The organism is Micromonospora sp. IBHARD003, from assembly GCF_056106285.1.
Map to the genome: position 1 here is coordinate 7,344,600 of NZ_JBWBBX010000001.1, position 18,434 is coordinate 7,363,033.

Here is an 18,434-nt window from a genome sequence, read left to right on the forward strand (position 1 = left end):
CCGTGCGCGTAACCGGTGTGCAACCCTCCACGGCGTTCCCGCGTCCCTGACTACTGCGACGCGGGGGACCGCGGCGCGGTCGCACGCGGCGCGTGCCGACGCCGGGGAGGGCAGATGACAGCACACGACGGCACGACTCCGGCACCACACGCGGTGGTTGTGGGCGGAGGGCTCGCCGGAGTCACCGCGGCCCTGCAGCTCGCGGACGCGGGACTGCGCGTCACCCTGGTCGAGAACCGCCCGCGGCTCGGCGGTCTCGCCTTCTCCTTCCGCCGCGGTGAGCTGACCGTCGACAACGGCCAGCATGTGTATCTGCGCTGCTGCACCGCCTACCGCTGGTTCCTGGACCGTATCGACGGCGCCCGTCTGGCCCCCCTCCAGGACCGGCTCGACGTCCCCGTGCTCGATGTCGCCGACCCCCGCAGGCCACGCCTGGGACGGCTGCGCCGCAGCGCGCTGCCCGTGCCGCTGCACCTCGCCGGCAGCCTGGCGACATATCCGCACCTCTCTCTCGCGGAGCGGGCGGCCGTGGGACGGGCCGCGCTCGCACTCGGGCGCCTCGACCCCGCCGACCCGGCACTCGACGCCGTCGACTTCGCCAGCTGGCTCGGTCGCCACGGCCAGTCGCGGCGCGCCATCGAGGCGTTGTGGGATCTCGTCGGCGTGGCGACCCTCAACGCCACCGCGGCGCACGCCTCCACGGGCCTGGCCGCGATGGTCTTCAAGACGGGCCTGCTGTCCACGCCGGGCGCCGCCGACATCGGCTGGGCCCGGGTGCCGCTCGGCGAACTCCATGACACGCTCGCCCGCAAAGCCCTCGACTGCGCCGGAGTCCGTACCGAACTGCGCACACGCGTCAGTGCCGTCACACGCACCGCCGACGCGCGCTGGAACGTCACAGCAGGTGCCGAACGTCTCGACGCGGACGCGGTCGTGCTGGCCGTACCCCAGCGTGAGACGCATGCCCTGCTGCCCGACGGCGCACTCGAGGACCCGGACCGGCTGCTCGGCATCGGAACCGCCCCGATCCTCAACATCCATGTGATCTACGACCGTATGGTGCTGCGCCGGCCGTTCTTCGCCGCGCTCGGCAGTCCCGTCCAGTGGGTCTTCGACCGTACGGAAGCCTCGGGACTGGCCCGAGGGCAGTACCTGGCGCTGTCCCAGTCGGCCGCACACGACGAGATCGACGCCTCGGTCGCCGTGCTGCGCGAGCGCTATCTGCCCGAGCTGGAGCGGCTGTTGCCCGCTGCCAACGGCGCGGAGGTCGTGGACTTCTTCGTCACCAGGGAGCGGACCGCCACCTTCGCACCCACCCCCGGCGTGGGCAGGCTGCGGCCCGCTGCGCGCACCCGTGCCCCCGGCCTGTATCTGGCCGGATCGTGGACCGCCACCGGCTGGCCCGCGACCATGGAGGGCGCCGTGCGCAGCGGACTCAGCGCCGCCGCGGCGGCGCTCACCGCCCTCGGCCGCCCCCATGGACATCCGCTCAAGGAGGCGGCATGAGACCGAGCACTGGAATCAGAGGAGAGAAAGTGCCGACTGCGCCCTCGGCGAACCCGGCTGTCGACACCGTGGACATCACCGCGCTGCTGGAGCGCGGGCGGACCCTGTCCACCCCGGTGCTGCGTGCTGCCGTGGACCGGCTCGCGCCGCCCATGGACACCGTCGCCGCCTACCACTTCGGCTGGATCGACGCCCAAGGCCGCCCTGCCGACGGCGACGGTGGGAAGGCGGTTCGGCCGGCGCTGGCACTGATGTCCGCCGAGGCGGCCGGAGCCGCACCCGAAGTGGGCGTCCCCGGCGCCGTCGCCGTCGAGCTGGTGCACAACTTCTCACTGCTCCACGACGATCTGATGGACGGCGACGAGCAGCGCCGCCACCGCGACACGGTGTGGAAGGTGCACGGCCCCGCCCAGGCCATCCTGGTCGGTGACGCGCTCTTCGCGCTGGCCAACGAGATCCTCCTCGAGCTCGGCACGGTCGAGGCCGGGCGTGCGACGCGCCGGCTCACCACCGCCACCCGCAAGCTCATCGACGGCCAGGCCCAGGACATCTCCTTCGAGCACCGCGAGCGGGTCACCGTCGAGGAGTGCCTGGAGATGGAGGGCAACAAGACGGGTGCCCTGCTCGCCTGCGCGGTCTCCATCGGTGCGGTGCTCGGCGGAGCCGACGACCACACGGCCGACACCCTGGAGGCGTACGGCTACCACCTCGGACTCGCCTTCCAGGCCGTGGACGACCTGCTCGGCATCTGGGGCGACCCCGAGTCGACGGGCAAGCAGACGTGGAGCGACCTGCGCCAGCGCAAGAAGTCCCTTCCGGTCGTCGCCGCCCTCGCCGCGGGCGGTGCCGCGTCCGACCGGCTCGGAGAGCTGCTCGCCGCCGATGCCAAGAGCAGCGAGTTCGACACCTTCTCCGAGGAGGAGTTCGCCACCAGAGCGGCCCTGATCGAGGAGGCCGGCGGGCGCGAATGGACCGCGCAGGAGGCCCGCCGGCAGCATGCGATCGCGGTGGGCGCCCTGGACCGCATCGAGATGCCGGACCGCGTACGGGCGCAACTCGTCGCGCTCGCCGACTTCGTCGTCGTACGCAAGAGGTGATCACGACGGTCGGAGGGGCCGATCACGCGAGGGAGAAGAACGCGCGAGAAATGATCACCACCAATCGCATATGAGCTCGCAGTCGCCGGCCGGTGCCCCTGACGGCACCGGCCGACGGCAGACCCGCAGCAGCAGAAAACGACTGCACGAAGGGGAAGCCATGACAGCGACGACCGACGGAAGCAATGGGGCACCGGGACCCCGCGCAGCCGCGGCCAGCGAACCGACCGACACACTTCCCGCCCCACTCCCTCTCCCCGCCCCCGACCCGGGAGGCGACCTGCTCTTCGCCGCGGAGCGTGCGGCACAGCGGTCCGTGGAGTACCTCCTCGCGCTGCAGGACGCACGGGGCTGGTGGAAGGGCGACCTCGAGACCAATGTGACGATGGACGCCGAGGATCTGCTGCTCCGTCAGTTCCTGGGCATCCAGGACGAGAAGACCACGGCGGCGGCCGCCCGCTTCATCCGCGGCGAACAGCGCGACGACGGCACCTGGGGCACGTACTTCGGCGGACCCGGAGAGCTCTCCACCACCGTCGAGGCCTATGTCGCGCTGCGCCTCGCGGGCGACCGGCCCGACGATCCCCACATGGCCCTTGCCTCCGCCTGGATCCGCGCGCACGGAGGCATCGCCGCGAGCCGCGTCTTCACCCGCATCTGGCTGGCTCTCTTCGGCTGGTGGAAGTGGGACGACCTGCCCGAGCTGCCGCCCGAACTGATCTTCCTGCCTTCCTGGTTCCCGCTCAACATCTACGACTTCGGCTGCTGGGCCCGGCAGACCATCGTGCCGCTCACCATCGTCTCCGCAGAGCGGCCGGTGCGTCCCGCACCGTTTTCGCTCGACGAGCTGCACACCGACCGCCACCACCCCAATCCGCCCAGGCCCCAGGCATCTGCGGCGAGTTGGGAAGGCTTCTTCCAGCGCCTCGACAAACTGCTCCACGGCTACCGCAGGGTCGCCCTGCGCCCACTGCGCCGTGCGGCGATGAACGCGGCGGCCCGCTGGATCGTCGAGCGCCAGGAGAACGACGGCTGCTGGGGTGGTATCCAGCCGCCCGCCGTCTACTCGCTCATCGCGCTGCACCTGCTCGGATACGACCTCCGGCACCCCGTGATGCGTTCCGGACTGGAGTCGCTCGACCGCTTCGCCGCATGGCGCGAGGAGGCGCCCGGCGGCCCTGACGGCGGCGCTCCCGTCAGGATGGTCGAGGCCTGTCAGTCGCCGGTGTGGGACACCTGTCTCGCCACCATCGCGCTCGCCGACGCGGGACTGCCCGCCGACCATCCGGCGCTGGTGAAGGCGGCCGACTGGATGCTCTCCGAGGAGATCGTCAAGCGCGGGGACTGGGCCGTGCGCAAACCCCGGCTCGCCCCCGGCGGCTGGGCGTTCGAGTTCCACAACGACAACTACCCCGACATCGACGACACCGCCGAGGTCATCCTCGCCCTGCGCCGGGTCAGGCATCCGGACCCGGCGCGCGTCGACGCCGTGATCGCCCGGGCCGGCAACTGGACCCTCGGGATGCAGTCGAAGAACGGCGCCTGGGGAGCGTTCGACGCCGACAACACCAGTCGGCTTCCCAACCGCCTGCCGTTCTGCGACTTCGGCGAGGTCATCGACCCGCCGTCCGCGGATGTGACCGCGCATGTCGTCGAGATGCTCGCCCTCGAAGGCCGCGCCCATCACCCGCGCACCCGCGCGGCCGTCGAATGGCTCCTCGCCGAACAGGAGCCGAACGGCGCCTGGTTCGGACGCTGGGGCGTCAACTACGTCTACGGCACGGGCTCGGTCGTACCGGCCCTCACCGCGGCAGGACTGCCGGCCCGGCACCCCGCGATCCGGCGAGCCGTCCGCTGGCTCGAATCCGTCCAGAACGACGACGGCGGCTGGGGCGAGGACCTGCGGTCCTACCGCGCCCCCGCGACCGCCGGCCAGGGCGGCTCCACCGCGTCCCAGACCGCATGGGCCCTGCTGGCCCTCCTCGCCGCGGGGGAGCGGGACGGCAAGGCGGTCGAGCGCGGCATCGCCTTCCTCGCCGGCACCCAGGGCCCGGACGGCTCCTGGGACGAGCCGCAGTTCACCGGTACCGGATTCCCCTGGGACTTCTCCATCAACTACCACCTGTACCGTCAGGTCTTCCCGCTCACGGCACTCGGCCGCTATGCGCACGGCGAGCCCTCCGCCCGCCGGAACGGGGCCTGAGGTGAACGCGCCCCCTGGCACGTCCCCGTCCGGCGCCGCGCCGCCCGGACTGCTGATCGCCTGTGCACTTGGCATCGAGCAGCTGGCCCTGCGGGGCGGCCGGCGCGGCCGAGACGACGCGCACGGGCCGGTGACCGTACTGCGAACGGGTATGGGCCCGAAGAACGCGCAGCGCGCCGTCACCCGGGCACTGGACGACGAGCGCCGCCACGATGCGGCGGTCGTCGCCTCCGGCTTCTGCGCCGGACTCGCCCCGGGCATGCACCCGGGTGACCTGGTGGTGGCGGTCGAGACCCGCGGCCCCTGGGGCATGACGCCCTGCACCGCGCCCGGGCTGCTGGCCGAGGCGCTGGCCCGGGCCGTACCCGGCCACACCGTCCACTGCGGTCCGCTGACCGGGACCGACCACGTCGTACGCGGCCAGGAGCGCGCGGTGCTCGCCGCCACCGGAGCGATCGCGGCGGACATGGAGTCGGCGGCCACGCTCCACAGTGCTCTGAGCGCGGGCGTACGCCCCGTTGCGGCCGTCCGGGTGGTCGTGGACGCTCCAGAGCATGAACTGGTCCGTATCGGCACGGTGCGCGGTGGAATATCTGCTTTCCGTGTCCTGCGTGCCGTCCTTCCGGCTTTCCATGAATGGCACCGTTCTTCGCTGCTCCCCAGGAGGTAAGCCAGATGGCCATGCCGCTCCGCCAATCCATCAAGGTCGGGACCTACCTCTTCGAACAGAAGCTCCGCAGGCGGGAGAAGTTTCCGCTGATCGTGGAGCTGGAGCCGTTGTTCGCGTGCAATCTGAAGTGCGAGGGCTGCGGGAAGATCCAGCATCCGGCGGGTGTGCTCAAACAGCGCATGCCCGTCGCGCAGGCGGTCGGCGCGGTACTGGAGTCAGGGGCGCCGATGGTCTCGATCGCGGGCGGCGAGCCGCTGATGCATCCTCAGATCGATGAGATCGTCCGCCAGTTGGTGGACCGGAAGAAGTACGTCTTCCTGTGCACCAACGCCATGCTGCTGCGCAAGAAGATGGACGGCTTCACTCCGTCGCCGTTCTTCGCCTTCGCCGTCCACATCGACGGGCTGCGGGAGCGCCATGACGAGTCGGTCGCCAAGGAGGGCGTGTTCGACGAGGCGGTGGAGGCCATCAAGGAGGCCAAGCGGCGCGGCTTCCGGGTCACCACCAATTCGACCTTCTTCAACACCGACACCCCGCAGACCGTCATCGAGGTGCTGAACTACCTCAACGACGACCTCAAGGTCGACGAGATGATGATCTCGCCCGCCTACGCCTACGAGAAGGCACCGGACCAGGAGCACTTCCTCGGTGTCGAACAGACCCGCGAGCTGTTCCGGAAGGCGTTCTCCGGCGGCAACCGCAGGCGCTGGCGGCTGAACCACTCACCGCTCTTCCTGGACTTCCTCGAGGGCAAGGTCGACTTCCCGTGCACGGCGTGGGCGATCCCGAACTACTCGCTCTTCGGCTGGCAGCGGCCCTGCTATCTGATGAGCGACGGCTATGTGCCCACCTACCGGCAGCTCGTCGAGGAGACCGACTGGAGCAAGTACGGCCGGGGCAGGGACCCGCGGTGCGCCAACTGCATGGCGCACTGCGGCTACGAGCCCACCGCCGTACTCGCCACCATGGGCTCCCTCAAGGAGTCGCTGCGGGCCGCCCGGGAGACGGTGTCCGGCAACCGCGGATGAGGACGACCGGGCGGGCGCCCGGACAGGACGACCTGGTGCCCGCCGTCGCCGTGACCGGAACGGACCAGGAGAGGGGGCCCGAACGTGTCCATGCTGGAGGACATCCGCTGGCCGCACAGCACCGCCTCGTCGCGGTCGTCGAGGACAACATCCGGGCCGGCGGGGTCGGCTCGGCCGTCGGCCAGGCGCTGCGGGACGCCGCGGTGGACGTGCCGCTGCGCACCTTCGGTATCCCCGAGCAGTTCCTGGCGCACGCGAAACGGGCCGAGGTGCTGGCCGACATCGGGCTGACGCCCGTGGAGATCGCGGGCCGGATCAGCGCCGCCCTGGTACACCGCGAGGAAGCCGCCTCCGCCCACCGCGCGGGGGAGAGCGAGGGGAACGGACGATGAGCAAGGAGTTCGACCTGGGGCGTCTGCTGGCCGAGCGCGGCGGCGAGCGCTACGAACTGCACACCAGGCATCTCAACCACCAGCTGCCGCGCATGCTCCACACCATCGGTTTCGACAAGGTGTACGAGCGAGGGGAGGGCGCGTACTTCTGGGACGACGAAGGCAACGACTACCTGGACATGCTCGCCGGCTTCGGCGTGATGGGTCTCGGCCGGCACCACCCCGTCGTCCGCAAGGCGCTGCACGACGTCCTCGACGCGTCGCTGGCCGACCTCACCCGCTTCGACTGCTCGCCGCTGCCCGGGTTGCTCGCCGAGAGACTGCTGGCCCAGAGCCCGCACCTGGACCGGGTGTTCTTCGGCAACAGCGGTACGGAAGCCGTCGAGACCGCGCTGAAGTTCGCCCGGTACGCGACCGGCAAGCCCAGGATCCTCTATTGCGCCCATGCCTTCCACGGGCTGACCACCGGCTCGCTCTCCGTCAACGGTGAGGCGGGCTTCCGGGACGGTTTCGCCCCGCTGCTCCCGGACACGGCCGTCGAGCTCGGCGATCTGGACGCGCTGGAGCGGGAGCTGCGGCGCGGGGACGTGGCGGCCTTCGTCGTGGAGCCCATCCAGGGCAAGGGCGTGCACGAGGCCCCGCCCGGATTCCTTCCGGCGGCGCAGGAGCTGCTGCGCCGCCGCGGAGCCCTGCTCATCGTGGACGAGGTGCAGACCGGCCTCGGCAGGACCGGTGACTTCTACGCCTACCAGCACGAGGACGGGGTGGAGCCCGACCTGGTGTGCGTGGCGAAGGCGCTCTCCGGCGGCTATGTGCCGGTGGGGGCGACGCTCGGCAAGGACTGGATCTTCAAGAAGGTCTATGCGTCGATGGACCGCGTCCTGGTGCACTCGGCCAGTTTCGGGTCGAACGCCCAGGCGATGGCCGCCGGGCTCGCGGTCCTCTCGGTCATCGAGGAGGAGCGGCTCGTCGCCAACGCCCGGGCCACCGGAGCGCTGCTGAAGGCACGGCTCGCGGCTCTCGTCGACCGCTATGAGCTGCTGAAGGAGGTCCGCGGCCGGGGACTGATGATCGGTATCGAGTTCGGCAGACCGTCGTCCCTGGGGCTCCGCAGCCGGTGGACGATGCTGCAGGCCGCCCGCAAGGGGCTCTTCGCCCAGATGGTGGTCGTGCCCCTGCTGCAGAAGCACCGGATCCTCACCCAGGTTTCCGGCGACCACATGGAAGTGATCAAACTGATCCCGCCGCTCGTCATCGGTGAGGCGGAGGTCGACCGGTTCGTCGGGGCCTTCACGGCTCTCATGGACGACGCGCATGCCGGTGGCGGACTGATGTGGGACTTCGGCAGAACGCTGGTGAAGCAGGCGGTGGCACAGCGGTAGTGCGGTAGAGCCGTCTGCCGGGCCGCGTCTTTGCCTCTGAGGCAAAGAATTTGCCCAGGGGGAAACATCCTGGCGCAATGGAGCCATGACCCCATCCGCCGGAGAGCCCTCCGGGCAGGCAGCGGACGAGCTGCCCGACGTCGCCCCGCGGCTGCGCGCACTGCGCCGCCGCCGAGGTCTCACCCTGGAGGCCGCCGCCCGGGGAGCGGGCCTGTCACCCGCCCATCTGTCCCGGCTGGAGACGGGCAACCGGCAGCCCTCGCTGCCGGCGCTGCTCACTCTCGCCAGGATCTACGGTACGACCGTCGCCGATCTCCTCGGCGAGATCCCGCCGGAACGCGACGCCGTCATCCGCGAGGGCCGGATGGGCCCGGCGGAGGCCGACGGCTGGATCTACCGGCAGGCCGGCGGACGCGGCCGGGCCATGCAGGCCCTGCGGGTCCGAGTGCCGTACGGCACCCAGGGCGACCTGGTGCGGGTCCATCCGGGCGAGGAGTGGCTGTACGTACTCGAGGGCCGGCTGCGGCTGGGCCTCGGCGACACCGTCCAGGAGCTCGACCCCGGGGACAGCGCCCACTTCGACTCGCTCACTCCGCACCGGATCGCGGCCGCCACGACGGGCGGGGTCGAGCTGCTGTTCGTCCACACACTGCTGCAGAGTCCCGATCCGCATGCCTGAGCCGCGGAGCCCCGGTCCGCACGCCTGAGCCGCGGAGCCCTGATCCGCGCCCCTGGACCGCCGGTCCCACGCCCGATACGTCCGCCCGCACACCCGAGGAGTTCCGTCATGCCCGAGAAGCCGCCGTCGAGCGGGCGCGCGAGCCGCGACGCCGCCGCCACCTCCGGCGAGGAGAAGACCTTCCCGGTCGGACTGGCCGTGCGTCTCTTCGCCTATCTGGTCGCGGGCCATCTGTTCGCGGCGTTCCTCTACCTCCTGTTCACCGTCGGAGGGAAGTGAGGGGGGCCTCTGCGGCCGGGGGAGCCGCAGAGGGCCGACCGAGTCTTGGCGGAGGTCAGACCGCCCCGTCCAGCAGACGGCCGTGCAGCCGCTCCTGGGTCTCGGGGGCGAGGCCCAGGCCCTCCGAGAGATAGCGCTCCGTGCCGCCCCAGGTCTCCTCGATGGTCTCGAACGCCGCCGCCAGATACTCGGAGCGGGCGTCGAACAGCGGCCGGAGCAGCTCCATGACCTCGGGTGACATCCCGGCCGGGGAGGTGTCGCTGCGGCGGACCTTGTAGCGGCGGTGCGGGTCGTTCGACTTCAGGTAGTCGGCCTCGATGGCGTCCCGCTCGACACCCACCGCCAGCAGCGAGATCGCGATCGACAGCCCCGCACGGTCCTTCCCCGCCGCGCAGTGCATCAGCGCCGGGACGCTGTCCTCCGCCAGGGCGTGGAGCACACGGCTGTGCTCCTGCGTGCGCTGCTTGATCATCTTCCGGTACGAGGCGGTCATCCGTGCCGCTGCCTGGCCGTCGGCGAGGATCGAGCGCAGCTGGTCGAGATCTCCGTCGCGGACCATCGTCCAGAACTCGGCGCCGTCGGCGGGATCACTAAGCGGGATGTTCACGTTCCGCACGCCGGGCAGCTCGACGTCCGCTCCCTCCAGCCTGTGGTCGGCGGCATTGCGGAAGTCGAAGATCGTGTGGAGGCCGAGGGAGGCGAGGAACGCCGCGTCCTCGTCGGTGGCGTGGGCGAGGTGTCCGCTGCGGAAGAGCCTGCCGTGCCGTACCTGCCGTCCGTCCACGGTCGGCAGGCCGCCGACGTCCCGGAAGTTGCGCACTCCGGAGAGCTCGGGCTCGGTCGACGGGACCTGGGGCAGCTGCTGCGTCACGGGGGCTCCTCCGGGCCTGTGGTCGGCGCCGCGCGCCGACGACGGTATGCACTTGACCATACGACATTGATTCCTCAGGCAATCATCACGGCGGCCGTCCCGACCGCCTTCCTTATGAGGTGCATTGCACTGTTAGTCCGATATGCCCGTGATGGGTTTCCATCGGCGTCGGGATGGTGTCCCGGTCTGTCTGTTGCGGGCGGACCTGGCCGTAGTCGTCGGATGTCGACTTGGAATGTTCTATGCCTGATGAGGCTTCTGTCCGAATTGGTGAATTCGCGTAACACGCCCCGGTTGGAAGGGGGATGGGCTTCGGGTCGTGAGCCGAATCATATTCGTGACGGTCCGTTGTTGTACCTCCCCGTCAAAGCCCTTTGCCCGTAAGCAAGTCAAAGATTCGAATCAACAGAGGGTGACCGGTAGATCCCTGTTGATATCGCCCGGGTGAATGGCGACTGATTGGCACTCCTTGTACCTCTCGCCCCGCTCGCCTACGGTCGCCGCAATCCGGACGGACCGCCGAATCCTGCCACCGTCCGGAATTTCACACCCACCCACGCGTGGCAGGAGCGGGGGACCCAGGTAAGTACGCCGTCCCGGAGTTCCGGGCGGCTCGGGGTGAAGTCGCGTGACCGCGCGGCCGGGCATCTCCAGTCCGAACCCGACAGCTCACCTCGCAGGCGCCGGAGAGGAACTCGCCATGCCCGCACGGGGTAAGCACCGTCGTCCGAAGGCCCGACCGCTCGCGCGCCGATTCGTCGCCGCGGGCACCGGCGGCGCCGCCATCGCACTCCCGCTCATCGGTGCCGCCGGGGCGCATGCCGCGGAAGCGTCCGCCACCGCCGTCACTCCCGAGCACGTCGCCGCCGTCGCCCGCCAGGCCGCCGCCCCGCAGGCGCCCCAGGCTCCGCAGGCGCCGAAGGTCTACACGGTCGTGCCCGGCGACCACCTGTCCAAGATCGCCGCGGAGCAGGACGTCCGCGGTGGCTGGAAGAAGCTGTACGCCGACAACCGCGAGGCCGTCGGCGCGAACCCCTCACTGATCCACCCGGGCCTCAAGCTCGCGCTCGGTGCCGCGCCGCGGGCGAAGACCCCGGCCCAGGCGGAGCCCGGGGCCGCATCCAAGGCTCAGTCCAAGGCGCAGCCCAAGGCCGAGGCAACGGCGAAGAGCGACCGGGCGTCCCGCTCGGCCGACCGTGCCGACTCCGCGCCCCGGAAGGACGCACCCCAGGCCGCCGCAGCCGCCCCCAAGGCCGCCGCCGCGCCCGCGGCCGCCGCGGCTCCGGCCGTGAAGAGCAAGGCTTCCTTCTACGCCGCTCCGGTCGGCGGAGGCATCAGCACCTCGTACCGCACTCCCGGTGCCATGTGGTCCAGCGGCTACCACACCGGTATCGACTTCGTCGCGCCCATCGGCACCTCGGTCAAGTCCGTCGGCCCGGGCACCGTCGTCTCGGCCGGCTGGGCAGGCGCCTACGGCAACCAGGTCGTCATCCGGCACACCGACGGCACCTACTCGCAGTACGCCCACCTCTCCTCCCTGGCCGTCTCGGCCGGCGAGGGCGTGAGCGGCGGCCAGCAGATCGGTCTGTCCGGCTCCACCGGCAACTCCACCGGTCCGCACCTCCACTTCGAGATCCGGACCACGCCGAACTACGGCTCGGACATCGACCCGCTGGCCTACCTCCGCGGGCACGGGGTGTCCCTGTAGGTCCTGTCCGGGCGATCTTCTCGGGCCTGCGACGACAGCTACGGCACTCCCCCAGCTACCGCTGGGAGGTACCCCCACGCTGCGTTGTCGGAGTCGCCCGGGTATGCCCAGTACGAGAGCGATCTCCCCCAGCCTCCGGCCGGGGGTACCCCCACCGCCTTGCGATGCTTCCCCTCGGCCCCCGGGGGCCTGGGGAGACCCCATGCATCTGACGCCGCGGGCTGATCCTCAAAGATCGCCCGGACAGGACCTAGTCTGACGGCATGTCAGTGGCGTCCGCCGCCCCCTTCCTGACGCGGGGGGCGGCGGACGTGTGTCCGTTCCCGGTATTCCCTCCGCCCGAAACCGACCGGGTGGTCTATGTCACTCCCCGTCAACCCCTCCCTACGGTGGCGTAGGTCACTTCGGGCCGTGAATGATGTCGTGACGTGGCAGACGATGCGAGATCAAGGGCAAACGGAACATTCTGGTCGTACGCGGCCATCGGCGACAGCTTCACCGAAGGCGTCGGAGACCCGGGGCCCGACGGACAGTTCGCCGGCTGGGCGGACCGCTTGGCGGTCCTGCTCGACGACCGCGTACCGGAGCACACCTTCCGCTACGCCAACCTCGCCGTACGCGGCAGGCTTCTCGACCAGATCGTGGAGGAGCAGGTTCCGCGGGCCAAGGAACTCGCCCCCGATCTGGTGACGTTCTGCGCGGGGGGCAATGACATCATCCGGCCGGGTACCGACCCCGACGATGTCGCCGAGCGCTTGGAACGCGCCGTCGCCGACCTCCGCGCGTCCGTCGGCACCGTCATGGTGACCACCGGCTTCGACACCAGGGGCGTTCCCGTGCTGCGCCATCTGCGCGGCAAGATCGCCACGTACACCGCACATGTACGGGCCATCGCCGACCGGCACGGCTGCCCGGTGCTCGACCTGTGGTCCCTCAGGTCCGTCCAGGACCGTCGCGCCTGGGACGGCGACCGGCTGCACCTCTCGCCCGAGGGCCACACCCGTGTCGCCCTGCGCGCCGCCCAGGTGCTCGGGATCGACGTGCCCGCCGACCCGGACCAGCCGTGGCCGCCGCTGCCGCCCCGGGGCACGCTCGAGATCCGGCGCGACGACATCCAGTGGGCCCGCGAGCACCTCGTCCCGTGGATCGGAAGGCGCCTGCGCGGCGAATCCTCGGGCGATCATGTGGAGCCGAAGCGCCCCGACCTGCTTCCTCTCTGAGCCTCCGGGCCGTCCGTCGTGTGCGGCAGCGTGGCGGGAATCCTCTCCAGGACCCCGCCCGCGAACACGTCGTACAGCGGCAGCGACTCCAGATGCACATAGCCGATGTGGCAGTCGCACACCGCGAGCGGACAGGGACGGGGCCGCAGCGCCGGACGGTACGAGCCGTCGTACAGACTGCCGAGCCGGGTCCGGACGAAATGGCAGCGCCGCACCGATCCGTCGCCGTCCACCGAGATCACCGACTCGCCCGTGCGGCACGGCAGCCCGGCCGAGCGGTGCGGGTGGCGGCTGTAAGGGAACAGCGGGTCGAGTGCGGTCCAGCGGGCGGCCTCCTCGTCGGTGTACGTGCGCCCCTCCGCCGCGTTGATCCACAGATAGACATGGGCCGGAAGGTCGGCCCTCAGCCGCCGCGCCTGCTCCAGATGCTCCTCGAAGCCGACGATGCCCACGCTGAAGCGGACACCACGGTCGGCGAGGTCACGGCACTTGCCCAGGAACCTGTCGTACGGCGTCTGCCCGGGGTGGTACGTGCACCACAGGGCCAGCGTGTCCGTGTCGGCGTCCGCCAGCCAGTCGGTGCGGCAGCTCAGATTGGTCTGGATCGCGACCCGGCGGATGTGCGGCAACCGGGACAGCTCGACCAGGGTCCTCCGGTACCAGGAGCGGACCAGTCCCTCCCCCCAGGGAGTGAACAGCACGGCCAGCCGGTCGTCGGTCTGCTCTGCCGCCCAGCCCGCGAACCTCTCCAGCGCGGCCCGGTCGGTCCGCAACTGCTCCCGGCTGTCGCGGCGCTTGGCGAAGGGGCAGTACGGACAGTCGTAGTCGCAGGAGGCGAGCGGCCCCCGGTACAGCAGCGTCAGATCCATGCCCGCCGCGCCCCTCACTTCGCCTCGTACTCGGCCATCGCGGCCCGCACACCCACCGAGAACAACGCGGGGCCGAGAGCGTCCGAATGGGCCAGCCCTTCCGCGGTCAGCCGCAGCAGCCCAGCCGTCTCCTCCAGCCAGCCGTGCCCGGCGAACGCTCCGATTTCCGCCGGGAAGTCGTCGGCCGGAAGGCTCCCGAAGCGCGCCGTGTACTCCGCCACCGCCATGCCCTGCGCCTGCAGCAGCGACTGGAGCAGATGGCGGCGGCGCGCCTCGTCCCCGTCGATGCGCCGGCCGACCTCCGCGCGGGTGAAGTCCTCCGTGAGCGTGTAGTCGTCGATGATCCTGCGTATCTCCCGCATGTCGACGGCGTAGTCGAACGAGTAGTGCAGCCCGGACGTGTACGAGCGGGCCCCGCAGCCGAGGCCGATCATCCCGTCGGTCTGGCAGGCATGGTCGTCCGCACCTTGCGCCGGTGCGCCCGCGCGGCGGAACATCCGCATCGACACCTGCTGATAGCCGTGGCCGAGGAGAAGGTCACGCCCCTGCCGGTACAGCCGCAGCCGCTGTACGTCCCAGTCCGTGTCGGCGTCGGCGTCGGCCAGGCGGCCGAGACCGGTCAGCGGCCGCACATACAGGGGGTAGAGATACAGCTCTTCGGGACGCCAGGCCAGAGCGGCATCGAGCGAGCGGCGCCAGGTCGCCTCCGTCTGGCCGTCGATGCCGTAGATCAGATCGATGTTGAGGACCGGGAAGCCCGCGTCCCGGATGCGGCCGAGTGCCGCGTCGACGTCCGCGCGCCGTTGCGGACGGACCGCCGCCCTCGCCTCGTCGTCGACGAAAGTCTGCACGCCGATGCTCAGTCGTGTCGTCCCGCGCTCGGCGAGCACGGCGAGGCGGTCGGCCGTCGCCGTGGCCGGTGAGGTCTCCACGGACAGCGGAACCGCACGCAGATCCGCGCCCATGCGCTTCTCGGCGATGTCGCAGAGCCGCTCCAGCTCCCCGGCGGTGAGGAAGGTCGGTGTACCCCCGCCGAAGGCCGCGGCCGCGAACCGCACCGGGTCCGTGTCCCCGAGCGCTTCCCTGACCGCCAGGGCCTGCCGCTCGAGAGCGTCCAGATAGCGCGTGGTCAGCTCGTCGGGCGCGCCGATGCGGGTGAACAGGTTGCAGAAGCCGCAGCGGACCTCGCAGAACGGTAGGTGCAGATAGAGCGAGAGCGCGTCCTTGTCTTCCCCTGCCCACAGTTCACGCAGCGCGGGCCGGTCGGTGAGGGGACGGTACGCGGTCTTGTGCGGGTACGCGTACACATAGCTCTGGTAGGGACGGATGGCGTTCATCGCTCCTCCCCTGCCCCGCCGTTGCCCGCGGCTTCAGCCCCGTCTGCCGGTGCAACTGCCGGCCCGGGGAGGAAGAAGTGCGCGTACGGAATCGTCCAGACGACCTCGTGGCCCAGCCGGTGACCGGTGTAGCCGTCGTCGCCGTACGCGGTGCCGTGGTCGGAGCAGACGATCGCGAAGCACCGGCGCCTGCTGCTCGCCGCCGCGAAGAGCCGGCCGATGTGCCGGTCCACGTACTCCAGCGCGGCGGCATGGGTCTCGCGCGAGTCGCCCGCCTCACGGGTGGCGCCCGGCAGATGGAACCAGTTGGGCTGATGAAGCGCCGCCACGTTGAGGAACAGGAACAGCCGCTGGTCGTGGGGGAGTGAGGCGACGACCTCTTCGGCACGGTCCACCTGGGCCTCGAAGGAGGTGGGCGACGCCACACCGAACCCGGGCTCCCAGTGGCTGTCCTGGAACAGCCCGGGCAGCACCGACCCCAGCGGCGCCTGCCGGTTGAAGAATCCCACGCCCCCGATACACACCGTCCGGTAGCCCGCCTCGGCCAGCCCGGCGACCAGATCCGGGGTGTCGTAGACGAAGGTCCCGTCCGCGGTGGTCTCGCTGCCGGCGAACCGCGCGGCGAACAGCCGTGGATGGGGCCCGGGCGCCGCGGGCGTCGGCAGAAAGCCCGCGAAGATCGCCTGGTGGGAGGCATAGGTGAAGCTGCCGGGGGCGTGCCTGCGCTCCCAGACACCGCCGGGGAGATGCCGCGCCAGATGGGGAATGCGGCCCGCCGCGGCGAGCTCGGCGGCGACATCGAACCGGAGCGTGTCCAGGGTGACGAGCAGCAGATCGTCCGTGCCGACCACGGATGCCATGTCGATCATGTCTGCCGTGCCGGAAGGGGTCGCGCGCATGATGGATCCTTGTGGTACGAGGTGATGACCGCGGCGACCTGCGCCGCATAGGTGTCGAGGCCCACGGCCCCGCTGCCGGGCAGTCCGGTCAGACGTGGCAGCAGATCGCCGAACGCGTTGACCTCGCCGACGTTGAATCGCCGCCAGGCGGTGGCGGGCAGCAGATCGACGCCGACGCACAGCCGGCCGGGGAAGCGGGCCGCCGCACGCTCGCACAGCCCGAGCACATCCTCCTGCCAACTGCGGCCCGCCGCCCGGACGGCCGCCATGGCCTCGGCCAGATCGCCGCGCTCGCCGCCGAGATGCAGATTGGTCAGCGGAGAACGACTCGTCCGTACGACGGCGTGCGTCGCCCTGCCCGCGACGACCACGACCCGCAGATCGGTGGCCCGGCCGCGGTGGACGGCCTTCGGCAGCCACCGCTCGATGTGCAGACCGTCGGGCGCGAGCGCGTCGACGATCGACCCGATCTCGGAATCCGAGGTGTAGCGGCGCAGCCGAAGCGAGTTGAAAAGCCTCCCGTCCGATGCCCGTTCGACCGAGGTGACCGCGCGTACCCGTCCGTCGGCCGCCGTTTCGACGGCCAGTACGCCCGAGGCGGACGAGCCATGGGCGAGCTTGACGAACGCACGGCGGAAACCCGGTTCGGCGAGATGGGCACGGACGTCGTCCCACCCGCGTACCACCGGAGCCGCCCGCCCCGACGTGGGCGACGGCGGCACCGCCACGCCCGCCGCCGCGAGCCGCTCATGGCAGAGCCGCTTGTCGAACAGCACGGCAAGGTCGTCCGGGTCGTCGAGGAGCGTGCTGCCCGCCTCCCGTACGGCACGGGCCACGTCCCGTACGGCTTCGGTGAACCGGCCGTACCAGCGGCCGCTGCCCTCCACCCGGGACGGGTCGCGGACACCCCGCAGCAGGAAGTCGACGTCCGCGTTCTCCCCGGGCGAGTCGATACGCACCGACTCGCCCGGCAGAAAGCGGGCGCTGCCCCGCAGCACATCCAGCCACGGCACGACGCGTGCGTCGGGCAGGCCCGCAGCACGCACCGCATCCCGGAAGAAGGCGACGCGCCTGTTCTCGGGGTTGCCGACGACGGAGAATCGCCGAGGCGGCGTCGTGGTCACTCCGCCACCGCGGTGAACCGGCCGCCGTCGTCGCTCCACGGCTCCTGGACGTCGTCGAGGTCGACGGTGACGCCGGCCGGCTCCAGGGCCCCGCGTATCCGCAGGCGCATCGGCTCGCTGATGAAGTGGTGGTTCAGGTCGAGCTTCCTGAGGTGGGTGAGGGGCTGCCCTTCGAGCAGCGCGGACGCCCCCTCGTCGCCGAGCGTGCCCATGGACAGGTCGAGTGCCTCCAGCCTGGCGACGACCGGGGCGCCGGCGAGGGCGGTCGCGATCTCGTCCTGGATCTCACTGTTACGCAGGGCCAGATGCCTCAGCCGGGGCAGCCCGGTGCCCGTGAGGAAGGGCTCCAGATCCGAGAGCTCGGCGTCGCCGCCGTACTCGGAGACACCGAGCCACAGGTCCAGATGCTCCAGTGCGGGCAGCTCGCTCGTGGCGATGCCCCGTACGACCTCGGTTGGCAGACCGCCCGTTTCGACCCGGAGGACGCGTAGCGCCGCGTGCTTGACCGCGGGGAATTCGAGGCCGGTCCCGCCGCGGACACCGAACTCCTCCAGTTCGGGGAACGCGTCGAGCAGGGGAGTGACCGTGGTCTGGTTGATCCACGAGATCTCGCACTCCTCGTAGGTGATGTCACCGAGGAACAGCGCCCGCAGCGCGGTCAGCCGCCCGCGCGCATCGAGGAGGGCCGAGATGACCTCGTCGGGGCCGTCCTCGTACACATCGCTCCACGCGCCGACGATCAGCGCCCGCACCCGGGTGGTGTCCACGGCGTCGAGGAAGCGGGCGAAGGCCTCCTGCCACTCCTCGTCGCTCTCGTACGCCTCGACGGTGATCCGCCAGGCGACGGACGCCGGGTCGGGCAGAGGGGCCGTCTTGGCGTCGGCGTCGGCATCGGCGTCGGGGAAGTCGAACACAGGCAGGCCGTACAGCTCCTGCAGATGGCCCGAGATGGTCATGACGGACACTCCAGACACCGAAAGGCGTTGATCGGCTGATGTGCGAGCAGTTCTACCAAGCCGCAGTGACAACGCCCGCTGCGGGGCCACCCGCTGCGCCACGGACCGGTCGTGCCGTGGAGCCACGACCTCCGGAACCCGGCTGCAAGTTCGATGTCAGACCCTCCCTCTAGCTTCGGTGTCAGGTTCGGTGCACTCGGCGCCGGCGGTGGAG

Annotated in this window: 17 protein-coding genes and 1 riboswitch; of the genes, 11 read left to right on the forward strand and 6 right to left on the reverse strand. The window is 70.9% G+C overall.

The window, feature by feature from the left end:
• The first annotated feature begins 114 nt into the window (after positions 1 to 114).
• The 9 genes from hpnE (at position 115) to ACTWOL_RS32260 (ending at position 9,236) form a co-directional block, all read left to right on the forward strand.
• Positions 115 to 1,506 (forward strand): hydroxysqualene dehydroxylase HpnE, encoded by a 1,392-nt coding sequence (hpnE, locus tag ACTWOL_RS32220; protein ID WP_474300387.1) that lies wholly within the window; start codon positions 115 to 117, stop codon positions 1,504 to 1,506.
• Positions 1,507 to 1,535: 29 nt separating this feature from the next.
• Positions 1,536 to 2,603, forward strand: coding sequence for a polyprenyl synthetase family protein (locus ACTWOL_RS32225; RefSeq protein ID WP_474300388.1), 1,068 nt, complete (start codon positions 1,536 to 1,538; stop codon positions 2,601 to 2,603).
• Positions 2,604 to 2,763: 160 nt separating this feature from the next.
• Positions 2,764 to 4,806, forward strand: coding sequence for a squalene--hopene cyclase (gene shc, locus ACTWOL_RS32230; protein ID WP_474300389.1), 2,043 nt, complete (start codon positions 2,764 to 2,766; stop codon positions 4,804 to 4,806).
• 1 nt (position 4,807) lies between these two features.
• Positions 4,808 to 5,476 carry a phosphorylase family protein gene (locus ACTWOL_RS32235; RefSeq protein WP_474300390.1) on the forward strand — a complete coding sequence of 223 codons (669 nt, stop codon included), beginning with the start codon at positions 4,808 to 4,810 and terminating at the stop codon, positions 5,474 to 5,476.
• A gap of 5 nt (positions 5,477 to 5,481) precedes the next feature.
• A complete protein-coding gene (gene hpnH / locus ACTWOL_RS32240) occupies positions 5,482 to 6,504 on the forward strand; it encodes an adenosyl-hopene transferase HpnH (protein ID WP_474300391.1) in 1,023 nt (340 codons plus the stop codon).
• Positions 6,501 to 6,896, forward strand: a complete 396-nt coding sequence (locus tag ACTWOL_RS32245) for a transketolase C-terminal domain-containing protein (protein WP_474300392.1) — start codon at positions 6,501 to 6,503, stop codon at positions 6,894 to 6,896. The genes hpnH and ACTWOL_RS32245 overlap by 4 nt, the downstream gene beginning before the upstream one ends.
• On the forward strand, positions 6,893 to 8,278 hold the full coding sequence (locus ACTWOL_RS32250; RefSeq protein WP_474300393.1) for an aspartate aminotransferase family protein: 1,386 nt from the start codon (positions 6,893 to 6,895) through the stop codon (positions 8,276 to 8,278). The genes ACTWOL_RS32245 and ACTWOL_RS32250 overlap by 4 nt, the downstream gene beginning before the upstream one ends.
• A gap of 85 nt (positions 8,279 to 8,363) precedes the next feature.
• The gene (locus tag ACTWOL_RS32255; RefSeq protein WP_474300394.1) at positions 8,364 to 8,957 is read left to right on the forward strand and encodes a helix-turn-helix domain-containing protein; all 594 of its coding nucleotides are present in this window, start codon (positions 8,364 to 8,366) and stop codon (positions 8,955 to 8,957) included.
• Between the two features lie 108 nt (positions 8,958 to 9,065).
• Positions 9,066 to 9,236 carry a DUF6126 family protein gene (locus ACTWOL_RS32260; protein ID WP_474300395.1) on the forward strand — a complete coding sequence of 57 codons (171 nt, stop codon included), beginning with the start codon at positions 9,066 to 9,068 and terminating at the stop codon, positions 9,234 to 9,236.
• A gap of 55 nt (positions 9,237 to 9,291) precedes the next feature.
• Here ACTWOL_RS32260 and ACTWOL_RS32265 read toward each other — a convergent pair whose 3' ends face one another.
• Positions 9,292 to 10,107 (reverse strand): tyrosine-protein phosphatase, encoded by an 816-nt coding sequence (locus ACTWOL_RS32265; RefSeq protein WP_474300396.1) that lies wholly within the window; start codon positions 10,105 to 10,107, stop codon positions 9,292 to 9,294.
• A 541-nt stretch (positions 10,108 to 10,648) separates the two neighbouring features.
• A riboswitch (cyclic di-AMP (ydaO/yuaA leader) is annotated at positions 10,649 to 10,803 on the forward strand.
• Positions 10,804 to 10,807: 4 nt separating this feature from the next.
• Between ACTWOL_RS32265 and ACTWOL_RS32270 the strand changes: the two genes are divergently transcribed.
• Both ACTWOL_RS32270 and ACTWOL_RS32275 read left to right on the forward strand, forming a co-directional pair.
• On the forward strand, positions 10,808 to 11,815 hold the full coding sequence (locus tag ACTWOL_RS32270; protein WP_474300397.1) for a M23 family metallopeptidase: 1,008 nt from the start codon (positions 10,808 to 10,810) through the stop codon (positions 11,813 to 11,815).
• Positions 11,816 to 12,243: 428 nt separating this feature from the next.
• On the forward strand, positions 12,244 to 13,035 hold the full coding sequence (locus tag ACTWOL_RS32275) for an SGNH/GDSL hydrolase family protein (RefSeq protein ID WP_474300398.1): 792 nt from the start codon (positions 12,244 to 12,246) through the stop codon (positions 13,033 to 13,035).
• Here ACTWOL_RS32275 and ACTWOL_RS32280 read toward each other — a convergent pair.
• The 5 genes from ACTWOL_RS32280 to ACTWOL_RS32300 are packed head-to-tail and all read right to left on the reverse strand — an operon-like array spanning position 12,996 to position 18,220.
• Positions 12,996 to 13,904, reverse strand: coding sequence for an STM4011 family radical SAM protein (locus ACTWOL_RS32280; RefSeq protein ID WP_474300399.1), 909 nt, complete (start codon positions 13,902 to 13,904; stop codon positions 12,996 to 12,998). The two genes, ACTWOL_RS32275 and ACTWOL_RS32280, sit on opposite strands and share 40 nt — an antisense overlap.
• Positions 13,905 to 13,918: 14 nt before the next feature.
• The gene (locus ACTWOL_RS32285; RefSeq protein WP_474300400.1) at positions 13,919 to 15,241 is read right to left on the reverse strand and encodes an STM4012 family radical SAM protein; all 1,323 of its coding nucleotides are present in this window, start codon (positions 15,239 to 15,241) and stop codon (positions 13,919 to 13,921) included.
• Positions 15,238 to 16,140 carry an STM4013/SEN3800 family hydrolase gene (locus ACTWOL_RS32290; protein WP_474300401.1) on the reverse strand — a complete coding sequence of 301 codons (903 nt, stop codon included), beginning with the start codon at positions 16,138 to 16,140 and terminating at the stop codon, positions 15,238 to 15,240. Before ACTWOL_RS32290 ends, ACTWOL_RS32285 begins: the two co-directional genes overlap by 4 nt.
• A complete protein-coding gene (locus tag ACTWOL_RS32295; RefSeq protein ID WP_474300402.1) occupies positions 16,107 to 17,264 on the reverse strand; it encodes an STM4014 family protein in 1,158 nt (385 codons plus the stop codon). Before ACTWOL_RS32295 ends, ACTWOL_RS32290 begins: the two co-directional genes overlap by 34 nt.
• Complete coding sequence (locus ACTWOL_RS32300; protein WP_474300403.1) at positions 17,261 to 18,220, reverse strand: STM4015 family protein; 960 nt, start codon at positions 18,218 to 18,220, stop codon at positions 17,261 to 17,263. The genes ACTWOL_RS32295 and ACTWOL_RS32300 overlap by 4 nt, the downstream gene beginning before the upstream one ends.
• Positions 18,221 to 18,434 lie beyond the last annotated feature (214 nt).